Below are 21,931 nucleotides of genomic sequence, written 5' to 3'. Positions count from 1 at the left end.
TGGTGGTCTGCGGTGAGCGGGCCGTCATGCCCAGCCTCCCTGCTTGCGCCGCGTCCGCCGCAGCAGCCAGAAGAAGAACGGGCTGCCGAAGAGGGCCGTCAGTACGCCCAGCGGCAGCTCCGCGGGCTGGGCGGCCGTACGCGCCGCGAGGTCGGCGGCGACCAGGACGAGGGCGCCGCCCAGCGCGCTGCCCGGTACGAGGAGCCGGTGGCCGGGGCCCGCGGCCATCCGCAGCAGGTGGGGGACGAGCAGCCCCACGAAGGTGATGATGCCCGCCACCGCCACGGCGGCGGCCGTCAGCAGCGCGACGACCAGGACCAGCGTGATCCGCAGCCGCTCCACGTCGACGCCCAGGTGGCGCGCGGGGCGTTCGCCGAGCGCGAGGAGGTCCAGCTTCCGCGCGGAGAAGGGCGCCGCGGCCAGCCCGGCCAGGGCGCACGGCAGGACCGCCAGCACCTTCGGCCAGGTGGCCTGCGCGAGCGAGCCGAGCTGCCAGAACGTGATCTGGGTGACCTGCGCGTTGTCCGCGAAGAAGATGAACAGGCCGATCAGCGCGCCCGCGAAGGCGTTCACGGCGATGCCGGTGAGGATCAGCGTCACGACCTCCGTACGGCCGCCCGACCGCGACATCACGTACACGAGCGCCACCGTGAGCAGCCCGGCGGCGAACGCGCAGGCCGTCACCGTCCAGTTGCCGAAGAAGCTCAGCCCCAGCGCGATCGAGCCGACGGCGCCGACGGCCGCGCCCGCGGAGATGCCGATGACGCCGGGTTCGGCCAGCGGGTTGCCGAACACGCCCTGCATCAGCGCGCCCGCGCACCCGAGCGACGCCCCGACGAGCAGCGCGAGGACGACCCGGGGCAGCCGTACGTTCCACAGCACGCTCTCGCCGACCCGGTCCAGCCGCGCCCCGCCGAGCCCGAGGCGGTGCAGCAGCGAGCCGAGGACGTCCCCGACGGGGATCTCGTACGCGCCGATGCCCGCGGAGAGCAGGCAGAGGGCGAGCAGGGCGGCGGCCATGGCCGCGATGAGCGGGGCCCGCCGCCGGTGGCGGCCGGCGGCGCGCGGCCGCGAGGGCGCGCCCCCGGTGTCCCCTGCGCCCCCGGTGTCCCCTGCGCCCCCGGTGTCCCCTGCGTTCTTGGTGTTTTCGGTGTTCTCCGTCAGAACCGCCATGTCAGGAGCCGCCCTTGTGGATCTGCTCGACGAGGGACTTGAGCACGGTGTCCGTACGGGGGCCGAAGTTGAGCAGTACGCCGTCGTCGACCGTGGCGATCCGGCGGTCCATCCCGGCCGGGGTCTCGGCGACGCCCGGCACCTTCAGCAGGCCGTCGACGCCGCCCACCGATGCGAGCCCCTTGGTCATGAGCAGGATCACGTCGGGCGCGGCCTTCGCGAGGGCCTCGCTGGTGATCGGCGTGAAGTCCTTCTTCAGCCCGGACTCCGCGCCCGCGTCGACGCCGCCCGCCGCCTCGATGAGCGAGTCCGCGCCGGAGCCCGCGCCGCCGATGAGGTAGACGGCGGCCGAGCCGCGGAGGTAGAGGAAGGCGACGCGGGGCTTCTCGCCGCCGCGCGGGATGTCCTTCCGCACGGCCTCGACGCGCTCTTCGGTCCGGCGGCGCAGCTCGTCGCCGGAGTCGCGCACGCCGAGCGCCGCCGCCACCCGGTCGATGCGGGCGCCGACGTCGGCGAGTTTCCTGGGCGGGTCGAGCACGACGAGGGGGACGCCCGCGGCCCGGATCTGCTCGATGGCCTCGGCCGGTCCGGTCGTGGTGTCGGCGAGGACGACGGTGGGTTTGAGGGAGAGCACGCTCTCCGCCGAGACGTCGTGCGCGCGGGTCACCACCGGCAGTTTCTTCGCCTGTTCGAAGGTGGCGGTGATATCGCGGGCGACGACGTGGTCGCCGAGGCCGAGGGTGAAGACGGTCTCCGAGAGGGAGCCGGTCAGCGGGACGATCCGGTCGGTGCTGCGTACGGTCACGTCGTGGCCGTCGGCGGACCGTACGGCGGCCGGCAACCGGGGCTCGGCGCGCTTCGCGATCGGCTGCACGCGGTCGGCGGCACGCTGCTTCTCCGCGCCCGCCGGGTGCCCGCCGCCGGACGCGCCGGACGTTCCGCAGCCGACGAGCGCGACGGCCAGAGCGAGGACCGCCACGAGTGCGCGGAGCGGGCGCGGGGTGCGTATCGGCGCGCCAGCCGACTGCCGTTGCTGCACGATTCAGCCTTTCCGCTTCCTGGAGGTATCCGACCTGAACGGTCATAGCTTAGGTTAGCCTTACCTTAATAACCACACCCGAGAGGGGTTCCTGATGCTGCCGTTCAGACCGGTGCGCGCCGTCAGCGCGGGCAGGGCACTCGCCCTCGCGCTCTCCCCCGCGCTGACGGCCGCGCTGCTGCTCCCGGCGGGTACGGCCCAGGCGGCGGACAGTCGCACGGTCGAGGGGGGCAGGCTCGACTGGGGCATCAAGTCCTCCTTCCAGAGCTATGTCACCGGGCCCATCGCACACGGCAGTTGGGCCTTGCGGGGCGGGGCGGCCACGGTCGGCGGCAGCGCCTTCCGCTTCCACTCCGCCAAGGGCTCGTACACCCCGGACAGCGGGGCGTTCGACGCGGGCTTCTCGGGCGGGGTGCGCTTCATGGGCCACAAGAAGTCCGACGGCAGTCACGAACTGGACCTCACCATCAGCAGCCCCACCGTCCGGATAACCGGCGGCAAGGGGACGCTCTACGCCGACATGGTCAGCAAGGCCAAGGGCAGCGGGCGCGTCACCACCGCCGCGCGGGTACCGCTGGCCTCGCTGAACCTCTCCGGTGTGAACATGCGCGGCGGAGGCACCGCCGTCGCCCTCGCGGGCATCCCCGCCACCCTCACCGCGCAGGGCGCGCAGGCGTTCGCCGGCTACTACACGGCGGGCACCGCGCTCGACCCGGTGAACCTGTCGGCCGACGTCCGGCCGGGCGCGGCGAACGCGTCGCCGAGCGCGACCCCCTCGGGCGGCGCGGCCAAGGACGACGGGAAACCCGAAAAGCCGGCGAAGGACGCGCCCAAGGGCGAGTTCACCGACGCGGCCGTCGACTGGGGTGTGCGCCGCACCTTCCGCGAGTACGTCACCGGACCCATCGCCCAGGGCGAGTGGCAGCTCGGCGACGGCGCCCAGGACGGCGGCGCGCTCTTCCGCTTCCCCCGGGGCAAGGGCGCCTACGACGAGGACAAGGGCGTCCTGGACGCCTCCTTCGCGGGCACCCTGCGCTTCACCGGCAAGCACCTCGACCTCTCCCTCCGCGATGTCGAAGTCGCGGTGCGGGACGGCAAGGGCACGCTGTCCGCGGGCGTCGCGGACGGGAAGACCACCCGGAAGTCCGTACCGCTCGCCACGTTCGAGGCGAAGAGCCTCAAGCCGCGAGACGGCCTGATCGCGATCGCCGAGGCGCCCGCCAAGCTGACCGCCGAGGGCGCGAAGGCGTTCGGCTCCATGTACCAGGAGGGCGCCGAGATGGACCCGGTCTCCCTCTCCGTCGCCCTCGACGCCAAGGCGAAGCTGCCGCCGCTGCCCGACCTCGGGCACGCGCCGAGCGCGACGCCGACGACGGCCGGCGCCACCCCCGCACCCGCCGCCGCATCCGCCTCTTCCTCCAACTCCTCTTCGTCGGCCGTGCCGATCGCGGCGGGCGCGGGCGCGCTGGTCGTCCTGCTCGCGGCCGGCACCGCCTTCACCGTCGTCCGCAGGCGCCGGACGGCCGCGGCCGGTGCCACCGCCGCGGCCCCGGGCACGGAGGACGGGCCGCCGCCCGCGCAGGACTGACGGGCATGCGCCGACGGCACCGCGCCGGCGGCGGTGCCCGGCCCCCGCCGCCGGCCCGCGCCCGTACCGGTCGACCGCCCCCGACGCGGCGGCTCCGGATAACGCCCGCTCCCGGCCGCCATCCGACTCCCCCTGATACCCCCTCAAGGAGACCCCCGATCATGACCGTTACCCCGCCCAAGCCCCCCGCCCGCCCCGCGCGGCGCTTCGCCCTCGCCGCCGCCACGGCCCTCGCGCTGGGGGCGGGCGCGCTGAGCATCCCCGCGTTCGCGGCCGACGGCAGCGCGGACGGCCCGCCGAAGGCGGAGCTCAAGGACGGCACCCTGGACTGGGGTGTGAAGGAGTCGTTCCGTAAGTACGTGACCGGGATGGCGAAGGGCACGATCGAGACCGCGGACGGCGCGAAGCAGGCCGCCGGCAACGGCCCCTTCACCTTCACCGACGGCTCGGGCACGTATGACACCGGTACGCACGCCGTCGCGACCACCTTCAAGGGCAGCGTCCGCTTCATCTCGAAGGCGCACCGCTTCGACATCGAGCTCGCCGACCTGAAGCTGTCCACCAAGGGCATGGCCGGCAGCATCACCGCCGACATCACCGCGGCGGGCACGACCGAGGACGACGTCGAACTGGCCGCGCTCGACCTGTCCAAGGCGCAGCGGAGCAGCGGCGGCGACTCCACGATGACCTTCGCGAAGATACCCGCGAAGCTCACGGCCGAGGGCGCGAAGGCGTTCAACGACATGTACGAGGAGGGGCAGGAGCTGGACCCGGCCACGCTCACCGTGAAGACGGGCAGCGGACAGCCGACCCAGCAGCCGACCAAGGAGCCGACCAAGGAACCGACCAAGGAGCCGACGACCGGCCCCACCGGCAACCCCACGGACGGGCCGTCGCGTCAGCCCACGACCGCGCCGACCGACCAGCCGACCACACAGCCCACCCCCTCCGGCAAGACGCCCACCGGCGACGCCGGGTCCGCCGGGGAACCGGCCGCCGAGTCCGGCGCGATCGCCGACGGCAACCTCGACTGGGGCGTGAAGGCGTCGTTCCGCAAGTACGTCACCGGCGGCGCGAAGGGCAAGATCGAACTGTCCGGCGGCGCCGCGAAGAGCGGCGCCGGGTACCGCTTCCCCAAGGGCCACGGCTCGTACGACGCCGACAAGTCCGCCCTGGACGCGGCCTTCGACGGCGCGGTCCGCTTCACCGGTCACGCGGGCGAGCTGGACCTGAAGTTCAGCGACCTCAAGGTGCGGGTCGACGGCGCCAAGGGCGCGCTGGTCGCGGACGTCTCCAGCAAGGCCCGGGACAGCGGCAAGGTCGAGAACAGCGCCGACCTGCGCCTCGCCGACCTGGACCTGAGCGGTAAGCCGATGAGGGCCAAGGGCAAGATCGTCACGCTCGCGGGGGTCCCGGCCCGGCTCACGGACGCGGGCGCCAAGGCGTTCGGCGGCTACTACGACGAGCCCGCGAAGCGCGACCTCGACCCGGTCACCCTGAACGTCTCCCTCGACAAGAACGCCCAACTCCCCGGCGCCTCCGGCTCGTCCGGCTCCTCGGCCTCCAGGGGAGGCTCCTCGACCGACGACGGCCTCGGCGGCGGCGCGGGCACGACCGGCGGCTCCGGCGGCATCACGGGCGGCTCCGGCGGCGGCGCCTCCCTCGCCAGCACCGGCTCCAGCACCCCCACCACCGCGCTCGTGGGCGGCGCCGCGGCCCTCGTCCTCGCGGGCGGCGCGGCCGCCTACGCCACCCGCCGCCGCACCGGCGCGCGCGGCTGACGGGCTCGCAGGCCGCGCGGGCCCGACTCCCAGCGGGCCCGCGCACCGGCCGGAGCCTCCGATCGCTCACGTCGGAGGCTCCGGCCGCAGGCGTTTCCCAGCGATTACTTGACGGTCAGGTCCCCGTCCGGCACGTCCTCGACCGTCACCTTCCCCGTCGGCTGGCCGATGCCCTTCGCCACCGCGCCTGCGATCCCGTCGAAGTCGGGGCTCGTCGGGTACGGCACGTCCTCCCCGTCCCCGTAGCTCTCCAGCGCCTTCGTGAAGTAGCTCGGGTCCCAGGCGCCGACGGCGCCCTTCACCTCGACGGCCCGTACGGCCCGGCCGTCCAGCCGCTTCTTGAGCGCGGGGAGTATCCGGTCCGAGCGGTATTCGCCGGGCACCTGGAACAGGCTGGCGTGCGCGCCGATCAGGCCGCCGTCGTCGAGCCGTACGGTCACGGTCAGGCAGCTGGTCACGCTGGGGTAGCGGATCGTCCCGCCCGGCCCGACCTCCTTGACCTGCCCCTCGGTGATCTCCGCCGTGGCGGCGGCCGGGGCGGCGGTGGTGGCGGTCACCGCCGGGGGCTGGGGCGCGGACTCCTGCGCCGCGGTGGCGTGGCCGGAACCGGCGGTGAGCGGCAGGGCCAGCAGGGCGGCCAGGGGGAGCAGAGCAGGCAAGGTCGTTCCTTCTCATAGGGATGTCGACAACCTGACAATCCTAGAGAAGAGGGGCGGGCGCGATCCGGTGAGGTTCAATGCCGGGATGACCGATCTTCATGTGCTCAAGGTGTTCTGCGGACCGGACGGGCGGGGCGGCAACCCCCTCGGCGTCGTACGCGACGGCCCGTCGATACCCGGCAGGCAGGAACGGCAGGAGCTGGCCGCCGAGCTCGGATTCAGCGAGACGATATTCATCGACGACGCCGAGCGCGGAGCCGTGGACATCTACACACCCAGCGTCCGGCTGCTCTTCGCGGGCCACCCCCTGGTCGGGGCCGCCTGGCTGCTGGGCCTCACCGTGCTGCGGCCCCCGGCCGGCGAGGTGCCGGCCCACCGGGAGGGCGACGCCGTCTGGATCCGGGGCCGAGCGGAGTGGGCGGCCGGCCGGCGGACCCAGCGGTACGCGTCCGTGGCCGAGGTGGACGCGCTGCCCGCGCCACCGGAGGGCGAGGGCTGGCTCTACGCCTGGGCGTGGCAGGACGAGGCGGCGGGCGCCGTACGGGCCAGGGCCTTCCCGCGCCGCGGCGACGGGGTCGTCGAGGACGAGGCCACGGGCGCGGCGGCCATGGTGCTCACCCATGAGCTGGGGCGGCCCCTGCGCATCCGGCAGGGCGCGGCGTCGGAGATCCTGACCCGGCCGCACCCCGACGGATCGGTCGAGGTCGGCGGCCGGGTCCTGGCGGATGCGCAGGGGCCGCTGGGGCCCGTCAGGCGCTGAGCGGGTCCCGGGCGCGGCCGTCGAACTCCTCGCCCAGCTCCCGGAAGACGGCCGTGTTCAGCGCGAAGGCGCGCTTGCACTCGTCCACCACGCGCTGCTTCTCAAGGTCGTCCAGGGGCAGCGCGTCCAGCAGCTCGCGGTAGCCGCGCTTGAAGGCGGCCGGGTTGCCGATGGCGTCGAAGACGTAGAAGCGCACGCCGTCGCCCTTGCGCTCGAAGCCCCAGGTCTTCTCGGCGGTGCCGCGGATGATCTGGCCGCCGGAGAGGTCGCCCAGGTAGCGGGTGTAGTGGTGGGCGACGTACCCGCCGGGCCAGGTGCGCGCGCAGTGCGCCACGCGCTCGGCGTAGGCGGTGGTCGCGGGCAGGGGCGAGACGGCCGTACGCCAGTCGGGGCCCGCCAGGTGCTCCAGGTCGCGCTCCAGGGCGGCCGTGCGCGCCAGCTCGGGCTGGAGGAACGGGCCGGCGACCGGGTCGTCGGCCAGCCGCGCGGTGCTGTCCTCCAGGGCGCGGTAGACGAACCACAGCTGTTCCGTATAGCGCCGGTAGGCGTCCACGCCGAGCCGGGCGCCGAGCATGTCGCTCATGAAGGACGAGTTCTCGGCCTCGGTGTGCTGCTCGTGCGAGGCGTTGCGGATCAGCGTGGAGAACGGAACGGACGACGTCGAACTGGTGGCGTCCAAGGCGGACCTCCGGGGACCGAGGGGGAGCGGACGGGAACCGATTGTCTATACTTAGGCTTACCTAAGTCAACCTGTTCCCGACGCCCTGTCGGTAAAACCGTACCCCGATACCGGTCACGGAAGCGTGAGAATCTCGGCTCCCGTCTCCGTGACGACCAGGGTGTGCTCGAACTGGGCCGTCCGCTTGCGGTCCTTCGTGACGACCGTCCAGCCGTCCTCCCACATGTCGTACTCGTACGTGCCCAGCGTCAGCATCGGCTCGATGGTGAAGGTCATCCCCGGCTTGATGTCGGTCGTGTGGTGCGGGCTGTCGTAGTGCGGCACGATCAGGCCGGAGTGGAAGGACGTGTTGATGCCGTGGCCCGTGAAGTCGCGGACCACGCCGTATCCGAACCGCTTCGCGTACGACTCGATGACCCGGCCGATGATGTTGATCTGGCGGCCCGGCTTGACCGCCTTGATCGCCCGGTTCAGGGACTCGCGGGTGCGCTCCACGAGCAGCCGGGACTCCTCGTCGACGTCGCCGCAGAGATAGGTGGCGTTGTTGTCGCCGTGCACGCCGTTGATGAAGGCGGTCACGTCCAGATTGACGATGTCGCCGTCGCGCACCACCGTCGAGTCGGGGATGCCGTGGCAGATGACCTCGTTCACCGACGAGCACAGCGACTTCGGGTAGCCGCGGTAGCCGAGCGTGGACGGGTAGGCGCCGTGGTCGCACATGTACTCGTGCGCGACCCGGTCCAGCTCGTCCGTGGTCACGCCGGGCGCGATGTGCTTCGCGGCCTCCTCCATCGCGCGGGCGGCGATGCGGCTCGCGATCCGCATCCGCTCGATCGTGTCGGCGTCCTGCACTTCGGGGCCGGTGTACGGGGTGGGGGCCTCCTTCCCGACGTACTCGGGGCGCGGGATCGACGCGGGGACGGGGCGGGCGGGGGAGAGCGTCCCCGGGGCAAGGGTTGACTGGCCAGACATGCCAGCGAGTGTATCCAGGGAGCATCGGGCAGCATGGGGGGCAAGAGTGTCCGACGGGGGTCTGACGGGAGGAGCGGTCGATGGCGCTGTTCAGGAGACGCGCGGCCGGCAAGCCGGGGGAGTGGTACTACTGCCTCCAGCACGGCAAGGTCGAGGAAGGCCCGGAGTGCCGCGCGGCCGACCGCATGGGCCCGTACGCCTCGCGCGAGGAGGCCGCCCACGCCATGGAGACGGCCGCCGACCGCAACCGCGAATGGCAGAGCGACCCGCGCTGGAACGACGACGCCCCCGACGGCCCCGACCAGGGGCCGGGCGGCCGGGGGGCGTGAGAGGCGGCGGGGGTGTGAGAGGCGGCGGGGGCGCCGGGTCCCCGCGCCGCTCGGTCCTCCGCGCGGGTCCCCGCGCCGCTCGGTCCTCCGCGCGGGTCCCCGCGCCGCGTCGGTCAGCTCTTCGCCGAGACGGTGAACCGCATCAGGTCCTCGCCGGTGGTCACCGGCCCGTCGTAGGTGCGTTTGACGGTGCGGGTCCACCGCGCGGCGTCGATCGGCCGGTCGCCCTTCTCGCCGATGTGGGACAGGACGAGCCGGCGGGCCCCGGTCCGCCGGGCGACCCCGCCGACCTGGGAGAGCGCCGTGTGCGAGCGCCGCATGTGCCGGGCCAGGATGCCCGGCCCCTCCATCGACGAGTCGCCCATCGCCTCGTGCACCAACAGGTCGGTGTCGCGGGCGAGTTCGACCAGGTTGGGGGTGGGGCGGGTGTCGCCGGAGAAGGTGACCGAGCCGTGTTCGGTATCGAAGCGGAACGCGAGGGACGGGAAGAGCGGGCCGTGCGGGACGAGGGTCGCGGTGACCTTGACGCGGTCGTCCTCCATGACCGGGAACGGGCGGGTGCGCGGTGCCGGGTTGTGCGCGGACGCGCCGACGTCGGGAAGGCCGATCTCGTGCACGTCCGCCAGGTCCCGCGGGTCCGCGAGGGCTATGTCGCGCATGAAGACGTTGGTGCTGTAGGCGAAAGCGGCGTGGCAGTCCTCGGTGTGCTGCTTCAGGCCGGGCGTCGGATTCCGCGGCTCGACGGTGCCCGGCGTGGAGCCCCTCTCCTCGAACGGAAGCGCGCCCGCCGACCCGGGGCCGTGCACGGTGATCGGATCACGTGCGTCCGCCGCGGTCAGGAAGAAGTCGTAGTACGACATCAGGTGGTCGGAGTGGAGGTGGGTGATGAACATGTGCCGCAGCGCGGTGCGGTCCAGCCCGGCCAGGCCGAACTGCCGGGCGGCGCCGAGCCCCGCGTCCACGAGGTAGACGCGGCCGTCCACGACCAGCGCCGAGGACGTGCCGGCCCGTTGCGGATCGACCAGCGGCCCGGCCCCGGTGCCCAGCAGGACCAGCTCCAGGCCGCGTCGCCGGACCGGACCGGTGTGCGCGGCGCGGGCGTCGGACGCGCCGCTGACGGCGGGCGACGCCAGGGCCGGCGGCGCGGCCAGCGCCGCGCCGAATACGGCGCCGCCGCCGAGGGCCGAGGTCCGCAGCACCTCGCGCCGGCCCCAGCGGCGCCGCTCGGCATGGACCGTCCGGCCTTCTCCCGCCTCCTGTACCTGCCCGGAGTTCTCCTCGCCGAGAGACCCGCAGTCACACATCGGTAGCACCTTTCATCCGGAAACCGTCAGAAACCCCCCGACCTCGGAGATCTCCGTCCCAGTCCCCGGCCCCCGGAAAGACGGAATCACGCCAGAGACGGCCGGGGAAGATCGCGGCGAGCAAGGAACGGGCAAATAAGGAAACGGAATCGTGAAGTCGCCCGTGGTCCGGAGCCGCCGTCCATGAGGCACGGGCGAGTCTGTCCGTCGCGGAGCGGCACGGTCGACGAGAAGCGGAACGGCTCCGAGGCCGTCCGGCGGCAAGTCTTCGACGCCCCGGGGGCCAGGAGTGTGCTGAAGCTCCAGGCCGGGCTCCCGGCGCCTGGCGTGCACGCCCCCAGCTACCGCCGGGCGCCGCACCCCGCCCGGCGCGGCGTTACCAGCGCGGCGTCACCAGCGCGACGGCGGCGGCGCGGTGAGCTGGTCGGCGAGGCGCGAGAGCCGGTCGCGGAAGCGCCGCCGGCCGCGCGCCGCGGGCAGGCTGTTCTCCCCGGCCGCGGCGCTGACCAGGTGCTGGACCGTATCGAGGTCGAGGGACGTGCCGTCGTCGCTGGCCGGGACGGCCAGCGCGTCGTGCGCCAGCGCCCCCAGCTCCTCGTCGCCGCCGTCCAGCGCGAGCACCGTCGTACCGCCCCGGCGCGCGTCGTGCACCCGCTCCAGCAGCGCCGCCCCGGGCCGCTCCTCCGTCACGACCAGCACCGTCTCGCCGCGCCGCGCGGCGGTCAACCGGCCCAGCCCCACCGAGAGATGGGCCGGCATCCCGGCCGGCACCCGGTGCCGTACGAGTGTGGGGGACAGCTCCGGCAGCCCCGACCACGCCGCCTCGTCGTCGAGGTGCGCCGCGAGGTGCCACGGCTCGTACCCGGCGCTGCCCACGAGCAGCAGCCCGCCGCCGTGCGCGCCGACCGAGGCGCGCAGCGCTCCGGCGAAGCGGCGGGTGGACTGCAACCACTCGGTCCCGGCGAGCACTTCGCGCAGCAGCGCGACCCGTACGGCATCCATGGGCCCGCATCCTGCCGCAGACTTCCGCCCGGCGCCGGTTGGTTGAACTTTCTCACTCGTATGGGCGGCAGCGGGGCGCCGAGGGGCGGTAACGGCCCGGCCCGGCGGCCGATGCTCCGGCGACCCGCCCCGTTCATCCGGTGTTCGCCCGTCGCGGGTACGACCGGGTGACGGGCCCGCGGGGCGCGCCGGTTGCCTTGACGGGGTATCGGGCCCTCCCTATGGTCGCCCAGGACAAGGGACGTCCTATGTCCGGCTGTTGGGGGATTGGCCATGGCTTACGAGACCTCCGTGCCCTTCCGGGCCGGGAGCGAGGGGTACGCGAGCTTCCGGATCCCGGCGGTGGTGGTCTCCGCGCAGGAGACCGTGCTCGCCTTCGCCGAGGGGCGGCGCGCCTCGGCCGCCGACTCCGGGGACATCGACATCGTGCTGCGACGCTCCGCCGACGGCGGTCGCACCTGGGGACCGCTGCGGGTCGTCAGCGACAACGGCCGGGACACCGCCGGAAACCCCGCCCCCGTGGCGCTCCCCGGCGGCCGGCTGCTCCTGCCGCAGGTGCACAACGCCGCCGACGCCACCGAGCAGCGCATCCTGCGCGGCCAGGTGTCCGCCGCCGACGGGCGGCGCGTCTGGCTCCAGCACAGCGACGACGACGGGCTGACCTGGTCCGCGCCGCGCGAGATCACCGCGCAGACGAAGCGGGACGGCTGGCGCTGGTACGCCACCACCCCCGGCCACGCGCTGCGGCTCACACGCGGCGAGCACGCGGGCCGGGTGCTGGTCCCCGCCAACCACACCACCCCGCCGCTGGGCGTCGACAACGGCGCCGAGCCCCGCTACAACAGCGGGCACAGCATCTACAGCGACGACGACGGCGAGACCTGGCACATCGGCTACATCGACGAGAACCCCGACGGCTACGTCAACGTCAACGAGACGACCGCCGCCGAACTCCCCGACGGGCGCGTCTACTTCAACACCCGCAACGACGCCGCCTCGCCCGGCCACCGCGCCGACGCCACGTCGAGCGACGGCGGTGCCACCCTGGACAAGCCCTTCCGCCCGCAGGCCGGGCTTATCACGCCCATCGTGGAGGGCAGCGTCCTGCACCTGGACCACCCCGACGTACTGCTCTTCTCCGGCCCCGCCGACCCGGCGTACCGCGCGCTGATGACCGTACGGGCCAGCCGCGACGCCGGACTGACCTGGCGCCCCGTACACACCGCGAGCGGACTGCCCGCCGCCTACTCCGACCTGGCCCGCCTCGACGCCGACACCGTCGGCCTGCTCTACGAGACGGGCGACTTCAGCGCGTACTCGACCATCACCTTCCGGCGCATCCCCGTAGCGGAGCTGACATGACCTCATACGGAATCGGCCGGCGCGCGGTGCTCGGATCGGCGGCGACGGCCGCCGCCCTCGCGCTCACCGGCTGCGGTTCCGACGACGGGAAGCCCGCCCGGCCGCAGGACCGCAAGAAGGGCGAGCGGATCACCCTGACCTTCTGGTCCTGGGTGCCCGGCATCGACGGCCCCGTCGACCTGTGGAACCGCACCCACCCGGAGGTGCGGGTCGAGGTCGAGAAGGTCTCCGCCGTCGGCGGCGCGCAGTACGCGAAGATGCACGCCGCGATCAAGGCCGGCAACCCGCCGGACCTCGGCCAGATCGAGTACGCCACCGTGCCCAGCTTCCTCCTCGACAACGGCCTCCTGGACCTCTCCGCGTACCAGGCGCAGCGGCACAAGGAGAAGTTCATCGGCTGGGAGTGGGCGCAGTCCGTCTTCGGCGAGTCGGTCTACGCCATCCCGCAGGACTCCGGGCCCATGGGCCTGTTCCTGCGCCAGGACCTCCTCGACAAGTGGGACATCGAGCCGCCCGCCACCTGGGACGAGTACGAGGCGGCGGCCAAGGCGGTCCGCAAGAAGGGCGCGTACATCGAGACGTTCTCGGCGACCAACGGCAACCGCTTCGCCGGGCTCGCCTGGCAGGCCGGGGCCCGCTGGTTCCACGCGGACGGCGAGACCTGGACCGTCGGCATCGACGACGACGCCACCCGCCGCGTCGCCGACTTCTGGGGCGGCCTGGTCGCGCGGAAGCTGATCCGGACCATCCCCGACCGGCAGAACGCCTGGTACAAGGACATCCAGACCGGGCAGCTGGTCTCCTGGCTCGGGGCGAGCTGGGGCGATGTGCTGCTGTCCGGCAACGCTCCGGACACCGCCGGGAAATGGCGGGTCGCGCCGATGCCGCAGTGGAAGAAGGGCGACGCGGCGTACGCCAACTGGGGCGGCTCCACCACCGCCGTCTTCGCCAATACCAAGCACCCCAAGGACGCGCTGGACTTCGCCGTCTGGCTCAACTCCGACCCCGCCTCCATAAAGCTCCTCATCAAGGGCGGCTACGGCTTCCCCAGCGCCAAGAGCGGCTACAGCACCGCCGACCTGGAGGTCCGCCGGGACTTCTTCGGGGGCCAGCACTACACCGACGTCTTCCGGCGCGCCGCCAAGGGCGTCGACACCAGCTGGCAGTGGGGCCCGGCCACCGACACCCTCTACCAGCGGCTCGGCGACGCCTTCACCGAGGCGCTCGCCGACGGCGGCTCCTTCCGGGCCGTCCTGAAGAAGGTGCGGGACCAGACCGTGAGCGACCTCAAGGACAAGGGCCTCAAGGTGGCGGCGGGTTGAGGCGCGCCACCCGCACCGAGGCCCGCAGCCGCCGCGCCGCGGCCGGCTTCCTGCTGCCCTTCCTCGCCCTCTTCCTGCTCTGCTTCCTCGCACCGATCGGCTACGCCCTCTACCAGAGCCTGCTGAAGCCGAAGCGGTCCGGGCCGCTCGGCCTCGGCGGCACCACCCGCGAAGTGTGGGCCGGGCTCGCCAACTACACGCACGCCCTCGGCGACCCCGGATTCATGGAGGGGTTCGGGCGCGTCCTGCTCTTCGGCGCCGTCCAGATCCCGGTGATGATCGTCTTCGCGGTCGGCCTGGCGCTGCTGCTGGACGCCGCCTCCGCCCGCTGGGTCGGCTTCTTCCGCACCGCGTTCTTCCTGCCGTACGGCGTGCCCGGTGTCATCGCCTCGATCCTGTGGGGCTTCCTGTACGTACCGGGCATCAGCCCGCTGGTCGAGGTGGCCCACTCGGCGGGCTGGCAGGTCGACTTCCTCGCCCGCGACAGCGTCCTGTGGTCGATCGCGAACATCGTCACCTGGCAGTTCACCGGCTACAACATGCTCGTGCTCATCGCCCAGCTGAAGGCGGTGCCCATCGAGCTGTACGAGGCCGCGCGCATCGACGGCGCGCACGCCGGGCAGATCGCCTGGCACATCAAGCTGCCGCTGATCAGGCCGGCGCTCGTGCTGGCCACCGTCTTCTCCATCATCGGCACCCTCCAGCTCTTCGCCGAACCCATGGTGCTGCGCCCGCTGGCGGCCACCATCGACTCCGGCTACACCCCCAATCTGCACGCCTACAACGAGGCGTTCACCAGCAACAACCAGCATGTCGCCGCGGCCGAGGCGGTGCTCCTCGCACTGGTGGCGTGCGTGCTGTCCTTCGGCTTCCTGCGGCTCGTGGGCCGGGGGAGGGACGGGAAGTGACCGGACCACCGCTGCGCCACCGCATCATCACCACCTCCCTGCTGGCGGTGGCCGCCCTCTATTTCCTGGTCCCCGTCTACTGGCTGGTCGTCTCCGCGACCAAGTCCACCGGCGACCTCTTCGGCAGCTTCGGCTTCTGGTTCGCCGATCCGCACCCGATCGCCTATCTGCACCGGGTGCTCACCTACGACGGCGGCGTGTACGTCACCTGGTTCGCCAACTCCCTGCTGTACGCGGGGGTGGGGGCCGTCGTCGCGACGCTCCTGTCCGCCGCCGCGGGGTACGCGCTCGCCAAGTTCGTCTTCCCCGGCCGGGAGCCGGTCTTCAACCTCATCCTCGCCGGGGTGCTCATCCCGGGGACCGCCCTCGCCCTGCCGCTGTACCTGCTGTTCAGCGAGATGGGGCTGGCCAACACCTACTGGGCGGTGCTGCTGCCCTCCATGGTCAGCCCCTTCGGCGTCTACCTCTGCCGGATCTACGCCGCCGCCGCGGTGCCCGACTCGCTCCTGGAGGCGGCCCGGATCGACGGCGCGGGCGAGGCGCGCATCTTCACGGTCCTCGGGCTGCGGCTGATGACCCCGGCGCTGATCACCGTCTTCCTCTTCCAGTTCGTACACATCTGGAACAACTTCTTCCTGCCGCTGGTCATGCTCGCCGACGCGGACCTCTACCCGATCCAGCTCGGCCTGACCTCCTGGCAGGGGTACGCGGACCGGCAGCCGGAGCTCTACCAGTACACGGTGGGCGGCGCGTTCCTGTCCGTACTGCCGCTGATGGTGCTGATGGGCGTGGGCCAGCGGTACTGGCGAACGGGGCTCACCGAGGGCAGCGTGAAGGCGTGACAGTATCGCTGTCATGACTACTCCTGATGACACGAAGAAGGCGCCCGCCAAGGACCCGTGGGACCTGCCCGACGTCTCCGGCCTCGTCGTCGGCGTGCTCGGTGGCACCGGTGACCAGGGCCGCGGTCTCGCCTACCGGCTCGCCAAGTCCGGACAGAAGGTGATCATCGGTTCGCGCGCGGCGGAGCGGGCCCGGACGGCCGCCGATGAGCTGGGGCTGGGCGTCGAGGGCGCGGACAACTCCGAGTGCGCGCGGCGCAGCGACATCGTGATCGTGGCGGTGCCGTGGGACGGCCACGCCAAGACCCTTGAGTCGCTGCGCGAGGAACTGGCGGGCAAGCTCGTCGTCGACTGCGTCAACCCGCTGGGCTTCGACAAGAAGGGCGCCTACGCCCTGACGCCCGAGGAGGGCAGCGCTGCCGAGCAGGCCGCGGCCCTGCTCCCCGACTCCCGGGTCACCGCCGCCTTCCACCACCTCTCGGCGGTCCTGCTCTCGGACCCGGAGATCGCGGAGATCGACACCGATGTGATGGTGCTGGGAGAGGTACGGGCCGACACCGACGTCGTGCAGGCGCTGGCCGGCCGCATCCCCGGCATGCGGGGCGTGTTCGCGGGCCGGCTGCGCAACGCCCACCAGGTCGAGTCGCTCGTCGCCAACCTGATCTCCGTGAACCGCCGCTACAAGGCGCACGCCGGGCTGCGCGTGACGGACGTATAGCCCGTACGGGACGTGCGGCGCGGGTGCGGACCGTACGCGCGCCGCACGCGGCCCCTCGTGCCTCAGAGCGCGACGCGGCGCTCGTCCTCGGCGATGGGGAGATCGTTGATGGAGGCGTAGCGGCGGCGCATCAGGCCCCGCTCGTCGAACTCCCAGTTCTCGTTGCCGTAGCTGCGGTACCACTGGCCCTGGGCGTCGTGCCACTCGTACTCGAAGCGGACGGCGATGCGGTCGTCGGTGTAGGCCCACAGCTCCTTGCGGAGGCGGTAGTCCAGCTCGCGCTCCCACTTGGCGCGCAGGAAGCCGACGATCTCCGCTCGCCCGGTCAGGAACACATCGCGGTTGCGCCACTCGGAGTCCTCGGTGTAGCCGAGGGCGACCCGCTCGGGGTCCCGGCTGTTCCAGGCGTCCTCGGCGGCCCGTACCTTCCGCTCGGCGCTCTCCGCGGTGAACGGCGGCAGCGGCGACCTGGTCTCGCTCATGGTCGACTCCCTCCACGGGAGAACGTTCGTTCTCCCGGCGTGGCCCAGCGTAGGAGAATGGGTGTTCTCCCGCAAGGCCGGGCCGGTCGGAGGGAAGGGGCGCGGGCCCCGGCGGGTCCGTAACGGGCATGGGGGACACTGGCAGGGAAACACCGCACCCCGGACAGGAGCCGACCCCCATGCCCCGCCTCGCCCTCTATGCCATCGCCGTGTGCGTCCTCGCCGTCGCCGCGGCCGTCGTCTCCTTCGCGAGCGGGAGCTGGGTCGGCGTCGTCTGGATCCTGCTGGCGGGCGTCTCCTCCAACATGGCCTGGTACTACGTGCGCAAGCAGAAGAACGACCGGGCGGCGGAGCAGCGGCAGGCCGCGGCCGGCTGAACGGCCGCGGGCGCAGGTTTGCCGAACGTCAGCTGAACGTGGTGAACGCGGCCTCCGACAGCGGCGGGATGTCCGGCGTGCCCTGCCAGAACCGGAACAGCTCCTGGCCCCAGTAGGCGTCCCAGTCGGATACGCCCAGGGCCCGCAGGAGCGCGTGGATCGCGTCGAAGAACGCGGTGTTGACCTCGGGGATCCACAGGACGATGAAGACGGCGAGCAGCCCGAACGGCGCGATGGGCTCCACCTGGCGCCGCACCTTGTACGACAGCCACGGCTCGATCACGCCGTAGCCGTCGAGCCCCGGCACCGGCAGGAAGTTCAGGATCGCCGCCGTCACCTGGAGCAGGGCCAGGAATCCGAGCGCGTACCGGAAGTCGTCCGGCACGCCGTCCAGCGCGTCCAGCCAGAACGGCGCGGTGCAGACCGCGGCGAACAGCACGTTCGTCAGGGGGCCCGCCGCCGAGATCAGGCTGTGCCGCCAGCGGCCGCGGATGCGGTGCCGCTCGATGTAGACCGCGCCGCCGGGCAGGCCGATGCCGCCCAGGATCACGAAGATCACCGGCAGCACGATGGAGAGCATCGCGTGCGTGTACTTCAGCGGGTCCAGGGTCAGATAGCCCTTCGCGCCGACCGATAGGTCGCCGCTGTGATGGGCGGTCTCCGCGTGCGCGTACTCGTGCAGGCAGAGCGAGACGACCCAGCCCGAGACGACGAACAGGAACACGGCGAGGCCGGGCATCGCCGCGAAGCCCGTCCACACCGCCCACGCGGAGACAGCCATGATTGCGACGAGCGCGAGGAAGACGGAACTCACCCGCCGGTCGCCGCGGGCCGCTGTGCTTGCCATAGGTGGTGCTCCTGGGGTTTCTGGGCCTGCCGGGGAATCCGGGGAGTGCCGGCGTACGACCGTACCGGGTGACGTACGGGAAACGCCCCGCCGAACCCCCCGAGTTCCGCCCGAACCCGGCGAGGCTCGGTGCCATGGGCCGCTTCCCGGGGAAGTGGCGCCCACCGTCGGTGTGGTCCGCCGCATTCGGGTCGTCACCGAGGGCCTGGCCGAGTCCCGCACGGGGGGCCGCGGGTACGGGCCGGTGGCCGGGGAGCGGTGGCTCCGGGAGGTCGACGCGTGCCCGAAGCGGTTCCGGCACGAGGTCGACGGGCCGGAGCGGCTGCGCCGCGGCGTGGGGTACCGGCGGGACGAGACCGGCGTTCCGGTCGAGGTGGAGACCGCCGACTGGTGAGCTGTGGCGGGTGCGGGGAGGCCGCTGATTGGTGAGCCGCGGCGCGTACAGGAGAATGGGCCGGTGCGCTACGGCATCCTCGGTACCACCCAGGCCCACCGCGACGACGGCACGCCCGTCGCCCTCGGCGGCGCGCGGCTGCGCTCGCTCCTCGCCGCGCTCGCCCTGCGCCCCGGACGGACCCGCGCCGCCGAAGCACTCATCGACGAGATCTGGGAGGCCGACCCGCCCGCCGACGCGTACGGCGCGTTGCAGGCGCTCGTCGGGCGGCTGCGCCGCGCCCTCGGCCACGACGCCGTGGAATCTGCCGAGGGCGGCGGCTACCGGCTCCGTGCCGAGGCCGACGACATCGACCTGCACCGCTTCGAGCGGCTCGCGGACGAGGGCGCCCGCGCGCTCGCCGACGGCGACGCCCACAAGGCCGTGCCCCTCCTCGACGACGCGCTCCGCCTGTGGCGCGGCCCGGCCCTCGCCGACCTGCCGGACCCCGGCGCGGCCGCCGCCCGCTGCGACGCGCGGCGCCTCGACGCCCGCCGCGCCCGGCTCGCCGCCGACCTCGCCCTCGGCCGCGCGGAGGCGGCCCTGCCCGAGCTGGTCGAGCTGTCCGCCGAGCACCCCCTCGACGAGCCGCTGCACGCGCTGCGGCTGCGCGCCCTGCACGCCGCAGGCCGCACCGCCGAGGCGCTCACCGCCTTCGAGGCCCTGCGCGCCGGCCTCGCCGACCGCCTCGGCGTCGACCCCGGCGCCGAACTCCGCTCCGTACACGCCGAACTGCTGGAGCCGGCCGGAGCCCCCGAGCCGCCGCCCCGCCGCCCGGCCGCCCCGGCGGCCGGCAACCTCCGGGCTCGCCGTACCTCCTTCGTCGGCCGCGAAACCGACCTCGACGCGATCCGTACGGACCTGGGCGCGCACCGTCTCGTCACGCTGCTCGGGCCCGGCGGCGCGGGCAAGACCCGGCTCTCGCAGGAGGCCGCCGACTCCCTCAAGTCGGCCTGGCCGGACGGCGTATGGCTCGCCGAACTCGCCCCCCTCGACGACCCGGCCACCGTCCCCGAGGCCGTGCTCACCGCGCTCGGCGCGCGCGAGACCGTGGTGCGGACCACCGCCGCCGAGGGGCTGCGGGCCGCCTCCGACCCCAGCGCGCTCGACCCCCTCGCCCGGCTCGCCGAGCACTGCGCGCCGCGCCGGATGCTGCTCCTGCTCGACAACTGCGAGCACGTCATCGACGCCGCCGCCGGCGTCGCGGAGACCCTGCTCGCCCTCTGCCCGGACGTCTCCATCCTCGCCACCAGCCGCGAACCGCTCGCCGTGCCGGGCGAGTTGGTGCGGCCCGTGGAGCCGCTGCCCGACCCCGTCGCGCTGCGGCTGTTCGCCGACCGGGGCGCGGCGGCCCGCCCCGGCTTCTCCACCGACGACGACCCCGAGGCGTGCGCCGAGATCTGCCGCCGCCTCGACGGACTGCCGCTCGCCATCGAACTGGCCGCCGCCCGGCTGCGGCTGCTCACCCCGCGCGGGCTCGCCGACCGCCTCGACGACCGGTTCCGGCTCCTGACGAACGGCAGCCGGACGGTACTGCCGCGCCAGCAGACCCTGCGCGCCGTCGTCGACTGGTCCTGGGACCTCCTGGACGGGCCCGAACGCGCCGTGCTGCGCAGGCTGTCGGTCTTCGCGGGCGGCTGCGGGCTGGACGAGGCGGAGGCGGTGTGCGCGGACGGCGCCGAGAGCGGGAGCGGCGCCGGCGGGGCCGTCGCCACGCGCGACGTCGCGGCCCTGCTGGGCTCGCTCGTCGACAAGTCCCTGGTCGCCGCGGCCCCCTCGGCGGACGCCGGCGGCGAGATGCGCTACCGGCTGCTGGAGACCGTGGGGGAGTACGCCGCGGAGCGGATCGACGAGGCGGGGGAGCGCGCCGCCGCGGAACACCGGCACCTGGTCGCGTTCCGCGAACTGGCCCGTACCGCCGATCCGCTGCTGCGCGGCCCCGCCCAGCGCGGCTGGCTGGAGCGGCTGGAGCTGGAGCACGACAACCTGCGGACCGCGCTGCGCCGGGCGACGGCCGCGGGCGATGAGCAGGAGGCGCTCTGCCTGGTGCTCTCCCTGAGCTGGTTCTGGCAGCTGCGCGACCACCGGGTGGACGCCTGGAGCTGGTCGCAGGCCGTGGCGGCGCTCGGCCCGGACCCCTTCGCGGAACCCGTCGCGCCGGCCCCGCCGCTGTACGCGCGCTGCATCGACGCGCCGCCGCCCATGGACGAGGAGCAGCTGCTGGAGGCCCGGCGCGAGGTCCGGCTGGTCGGGCTCACCAGCATGGAGAACGGCATCGATACGGCCACGTCCCCGGAGACGCAGGCTCAGCTGCGCGGGATCACCGCCGCCTACCGGCCCGGCCTGCCGCAGACCTGCCGGGTGCCCGGCGTCGCGTGGCTCTTCGCGGTGCTGCTCACCGGGGCCGGCGACATGCGGCGGCTGAAGGAGATCATCCACATCGGCGTGGAGCGGTGCCGCGAACTCGGTTACGAGTGGGAGCTGGGCCACGCCCTGCAAATGCGCTCGAAACTCCTCAACGACCAGCGGGACGGCACCGAGCAGGCCGCCCGGGACGCGGACGAGAGCCTGGAGATCTTCCGGCGGATCGGCGACGAGTGGGGGGTGTCGGAGGCGCTGACGGGCCGGGCCGAGGCGCGCGAGCAGCGCGGCGAGTACGCGTTGGCGGCCGAGGACTACGAGGCGGCGGTGGAGCGGTGCGAAGAGCTGGGCGCCCTCGGACAGGTGTCGCTGCTCCGGGCCCGGCAGACCGAGGTGCTCCTGGAGTCGGGGGCGATCACCGAGGCGGAGGGGGAGCGCCGGCTCCGCGAGACGCTCACGGAGGGGAGGCGGACCAACCCCGACGCGGGCGTCTTCGCGCGGCTCCAGCTCGCGGTCCGGATGGCTCGCAGGGGGCGTACGGGCGAGGCGCGGGCCGAGTTCGAGGAGCTGTACCGGACGTTCTCGGATCGTCCGATCGAGCTGTTCCAGGGCATGGTGGTGGGGCTGTTCGGCTGGCTGGACGTCCTGGAGGGGCGGCCCGCCGAAGCGCTGCTGAGGCTGCGCGAGGCGCTGACGATGTTGCAGAGCCCGCTGGCGCGACTGGTCGCGCCGCACTTGTCGGCGACGCAGATGCTGACCGGCGCCCATGCGCACGCCCTGCTGGGCGGCGAGCGGGAGGCGCTGTGCGCGGCCCGGCTGCTGGGCGCGCACGACGCGCTGCGCGGGCCCGGCCACGTCCGTTCGGAGGAGCGGGAGGCGCGGAAGGCCGCCGAGGCGGCGGTCCGCGCCGGGCTGAGCGGCGAGGCGTACGAGCGCGCGTACGCCGAGGGCGGCGCCCTCTCCGAGGAGGAGGCCGCCGCCCTGGTGTGAGGA

At 73.4% G+C, this 21,931-nt stretch carries 21 protein-coding genes; 12 read left to right on the top strand and 9 right to left on the bottom strand.

What is annotated here, in order from left to right; translation table 11 throughout:
* Positions 1–24: 24 nt before the first annotated feature.
* Positions 25–1,173, bottom strand: a complete 1,149-nt coding sequence (locus AC07AB_RS08225; RefSeq protein WP_478562011.1) for a FecCD family ABC transporter permease — start codon at positions 1,171–1,173, stop codon at positions 25–27.
* A gap of 1 nt (position 1,174) precedes the next feature.
* Positions 1,175–2,212 carry a heme/hemin ABC transporter substrate-binding protein gene (locus tag AC07AB_RS08220; protein ID WP_478562008.1) on the bottom strand — a complete coding sequence of 346 codons (1,038 nt, stop codon included), beginning with the start codon at positions 2,210–2,212 and terminating at the stop codon, positions 1,175–1,177.
* Between the two features lie 94 nt (positions 2,213–2,306).
* Between AC07AB_RS08220 and AC07AB_RS08215 the strand changes: the two genes are divergently transcribed.
* Entirely contained in the window at positions 2,307–3,800 is a 1,494-nt protein-coding gene (locus tag AC07AB_RS08215; RefSeq protein WP_478562005.1) for an HtaA domain-containing protein, read from the top strand.
* A gap of 161 nt (positions 3,801–3,961) precedes the next feature.
* Complete coding sequence (locus AC07AB_RS08210) at positions 3,962–5,581, top strand: HtaA domain-containing protein (protein WP_478562002.1); 1,620 nt, start codon at positions 3,962–3,964, stop codon at positions 5,579–5,581.
* A gap of 104 nt (positions 5,582–5,685) precedes the next feature.
* Here the strand turns inward: AC07AB_RS08210 and AC07AB_RS08205 are convergent, their stop codons facing one another.
* Positions 5,686–6,240 (bottom strand): hypothetical protein, encoded by a 555-nt coding sequence (locus AC07AB_RS08205; RefSeq protein WP_478561999.1) that lies wholly within the window; start codon positions 6,238–6,240, stop codon positions 5,686–5,688.
* 85 nt (positions 6,241–6,325) lie between these two features.
* Here AC07AB_RS08205 and AC07AB_RS08200 point away from each other — a divergent pair, with 85 nt between their 5' ends.
* Positions 6,326–7,000 carry a PhzF family phenazine biosynthesis protein gene (locus tag AC07AB_RS08200; RefSeq protein ID WP_478561996.1) on the top strand — a complete coding sequence of 225 codons (675 nt, stop codon included), beginning with the start codon at positions 6,326–6,328 and terminating at the stop codon, positions 6,998–7,000.
* On the opposite strand, the gene AC07AB_RS08195 is transcribed toward AC07AB_RS08200, so the two are convergent.
* Positions 6,990–7,679 carry a biliverdin-producing heme oxygenase gene (locus AC07AB_RS08195; protein ID WP_478561993.1) on the bottom strand — a complete coding sequence of 230 codons (690 nt, stop codon included), beginning with the start codon at positions 7,677–7,679 and terminating at the stop codon, positions 6,990–6,992. The genes AC07AB_RS08200 and AC07AB_RS08195 overlap by 11 nt on opposite strands.
* A 114-nt stretch (positions 7,680–7,793) precedes the next feature.
* The gene (gene map, locus AC07AB_RS08190; protein ID WP_478561990.1) at positions 7,794–8,651 is read right to left on the bottom strand and encodes a type I methionyl aminopeptidase; all 858 of its coding nucleotides are present in this window, start codon (positions 8,649–8,651) and stop codon (positions 7,794–7,796) included.
* Between the two features lie 80 nt (positions 8,652–8,731).
* Between map and AC07AB_RS08185 the strand changes: the two genes are divergently transcribed.
* Positions 8,732–8,980, top strand: coding sequence for a hypothetical protein (locus AC07AB_RS08185; protein ID WP_478561987.1), 249 nt, complete (start codon positions 8,732–8,734; stop codon positions 8,978–8,980).
* A 113-nt stretch (positions 8,981–9,093) separates the two neighbouring features.
* On the opposite strand, the gene AC07AB_RS08180 is transcribed toward AC07AB_RS08185, so the two are convergent.
* Positions 9,094–10,284: an MBL fold metallo-hydrolase gene (locus AC07AB_RS08180; protein ID WP_478561984.1), complete on the bottom strand. Its 1,191-nt coding sequence runs from the start codon at positions 10,282–10,284 to the stop codon at positions 9,094–9,096.
* Positions 10,285–10,674: 390 nt separating this feature from the next.
* Positions 10,675–11,286, bottom strand: a complete 612-nt coding sequence (locus AC07AB_RS08175) for a hypothetical protein (protein WP_478561981.1) — start codon at positions 11,284–11,286, stop codon at positions 10,675–10,677.
* A 273-nt stretch (positions 11,287–11,559) separates the two neighbouring features.
* Between AC07AB_RS08175 and AC07AB_RS08170 the strand changes: the two genes are divergently transcribed.
* Genes AC07AB_RS08170 through npdG form a run of 5 tightly spaced genes read left to right on the top strand, consistent with a single transcriptional unit; the run spans position 11,560 to position 16,438 of the window.
* Positions 11,560–12,648, top strand: a complete 1,089-nt coding sequence (locus AC07AB_RS08170) for a sialidase family protein (protein WP_478561978.1) — start codon at positions 11,560–11,562, stop codon at positions 12,646–12,648.
* A complete protein-coding gene (locus tag AC07AB_RS08165; protein WP_478561975.1) occupies positions 12,645–13,970 on the top strand; it encodes an ABC transporter substrate-binding protein in 1,326 nt (441 codons plus the stop codon). Before AC07AB_RS08170 ends, AC07AB_RS08165 begins: the two co-directional genes overlap by 4 nt.
* The gene (locus tag AC07AB_RS08160; RefSeq protein WP_478561972.1) at positions 13,967–14,878 is read left to right on the top strand and encodes a carbohydrate ABC transporter permease; all 912 of its coding nucleotides are present in this window, start codon (positions 13,967–13,969) and stop codon (positions 14,876–14,878) included. The genes AC07AB_RS08165 and AC07AB_RS08160 overlap by 4 nt, the downstream gene beginning before the upstream one ends.
* Positions 14,875–15,720 (top strand): carbohydrate ABC transporter permease, encoded by an 846-nt coding sequence (locus AC07AB_RS08155; protein WP_478561969.1) that lies wholly within the window; start codon positions 14,875–14,877, stop codon positions 15,718–15,720. Before AC07AB_RS08160 ends, AC07AB_RS08155 begins: the two co-directional genes overlap by 4 nt.
* A 13-nt stretch (positions 15,721–15,733) precedes the next feature.
* On the top strand, positions 15,734–16,438 hold the full coding sequence (gene npdG, locus AC07AB_RS08150; protein ID WP_478561966.1) for an NADPH-dependent F420 reductase: 705 nt from the start codon (positions 15,734–15,736) through the stop codon (positions 16,436–16,438).
* Between the two features lie 62 nt (positions 16,439–16,500).
* Here npdG and AC07AB_RS08145 read toward each other — a convergent pair whose 3' ends face one another.
* A complete protein-coding gene (locus AC07AB_RS08145) occupies positions 16,501–16,920 on the bottom strand; it encodes a nuclear transport factor 2 family protein (protein WP_478561963.1) in 420 nt (139 codons plus the stop codon).
* Between the two features lie 128 nt (positions 16,921–17,048).
* On the opposite strand from AC07AB_RS08145, the gene AC07AB_RS08140 reads away from it, so the two are divergent.
* Positions 17,049–17,297: a hypothetical protein gene (locus AC07AB_RS08140; protein ID WP_478561960.1), complete on the top strand. Its 249-nt coding sequence runs from the start codon at positions 17,049–17,051 to the stop codon at positions 17,295–17,297.
* Positions 17,298–17,325: 28 nt separating this feature from the next.
* On the opposite strand, the gene AC07AB_RS08135 is transcribed toward AC07AB_RS08140, so the two are convergent.
* Positions 17,326–18,144, bottom strand: a complete 819-nt coding sequence (locus tag AC07AB_RS08135) for a site-2 protease family protein (RefSeq protein WP_478561957.1) — start codon at positions 18,142–18,144, stop codon at positions 17,326–17,328.
* Between AC07AB_RS08135 and AC07AB_RS08130 the strand changes: the two genes are divergently transcribed.
* Both AC07AB_RS08130 and AC07AB_RS08125 read left to right on the top strand, forming a co-directional pair.
* Positions 18,077–18,538 (top strand): DUF6578 domain-containing protein, encoded by a 462-nt coding sequence (locus AC07AB_RS08130; protein ID WP_478561954.1) that lies wholly within the window; start codon positions 18,077–18,079, stop codon positions 18,536–18,538. The two genes, AC07AB_RS08135 and AC07AB_RS08130, sit on opposite strands and share 68 nt — an antisense overlap.
* 63 nt (positions 18,539–18,601) lie before the next feature.
* Positions 18,602–21,928 (top strand): AfsR/SARP family transcriptional regulator, encoded by a 3,327-nt coding sequence (locus tag AC07AB_RS08125; protein ID WP_478561951.1) that lies wholly within the window; start codon positions 18,602–18,604, stop codon positions 21,926–21,928.
* Positions 21,929–21,931: the final 3 nt, after the last annotated feature.

Source organism: Streptomyces sp. NPDC044033 (assembly GCF_056434425.1).
This window is presented reverse-complemented; position numbering and strand designations above follow the sequence as displayed.

What these genes read in the sequence shown, in the direction of transcription:
- AC07AB_RS08180 (WP_478561984.1), bottom strand. Translation starts at nt 10,284, where the DNA reads ATGTGTGACTGCGGGTCTCTCGGCGAGGAGAACTCCGGGCAGGTACAG.
- AC07AB_RS08215 (WP_478562005.1), top strand. Translation starts at nt 2,307, where the DNA reads ATGCTGCCGTTCAGACCGGTGCGCGCCGTCAGCGCGGGCAGGGCACTC.
- map (WP_478561990.1), bottom strand. Translation starts at nt 8,651, where the DNA reads ATGTCTGGCCAGTCAACCCTTGCCCCGGGGACGCTCTCCCCCGCCCGC.
- AC07AB_RS08145 (WP_478561963.1), bottom strand. Translation starts at nt 16,920, where the DNA reads ATGAGCGAGACCAGGTCGCCGCTGCCGCCGTTCACCGCGGAGAGCGCC.
- AC07AB_RS08130 (WP_478561954.1), top strand. Translation starts at nt 18,077, where the DNA reads ATGATTGCGACGAGCGCGAGGAAGACGGAACTCACCCGCCGGTCGCCG.
- npdG (WP_478561966.1), top strand. Translation starts at nt 15,734, where the DNA reads ATGACTACTCCTGATGACACGAAGAAGGCGCCCGCCAAGGACCCGTGG.
- AC07AB_RS08210 (WP_478562002.1), top strand. Translation starts at nt 3,962, where the DNA reads ATGACCGTTACCCCGCCCAAGCCCCCCGCCCGCCCCGCGCGGCGCTTC.
- AC07AB_RS08185 (WP_478561987.1), top strand. Translation starts at nt 8,732, where the DNA reads ATGGCGCTGTTCAGGAGACGCGCGGCCGGCAAGCCGGGGGAGTGGTAC.
- AC07AB_RS08165 (WP_478561975.1), top strand. Translation starts at nt 12,645, where the DNA reads ATGACCTCATACGGAATCGGCCGGCGCGCGGTGCTCGGATCGGCGGCG.
- AC07AB_RS08225 (WP_478562011.1), bottom strand. Translation starts at nt 1,173, where the DNA reads ATGGCGGTTCTGACGGAGAACACCGAAAACACCAAGAACGCAGGGGAC.
- AC07AB_RS08170 (WP_478561978.1), top strand. Translation starts at nt 11,560, where the DNA reads ATGGCTTACGAGACCTCCGTGCCCTTCCGGGCCGGGAGCGAGGGGTAC.
- AC07AB_RS08140 (WP_478561960.1), top strand. Translation starts at nt 17,049, where the DNA reads ATGGGGGACACTGGCAGGGAAACACCGCACCCCGGACAGGAGCCGACC.
- AC07AB_RS08200 (WP_478561996.1), top strand. Translation starts at nt 6,326, where the DNA reads ATGACCGATCTTCATGTGCTCAAGGTGTTCTGCGGACCGGACGGGCGG.
- AC07AB_RS08175 (WP_478561981.1), bottom strand. Translation starts at nt 11,286, where the DNA reads ATGGATGCCGTACGGGTCGCGCTGCTGCGCGAAGTGCTCGCCGGGACC.
- AC07AB_RS08135 (WP_478561957.1), bottom strand. Translation starts at nt 18,144, where the DNA reads ATGGCAAGCACAGCGGCCCGCGGCGACCGGCGGGTGAGTTCCGTCTTC.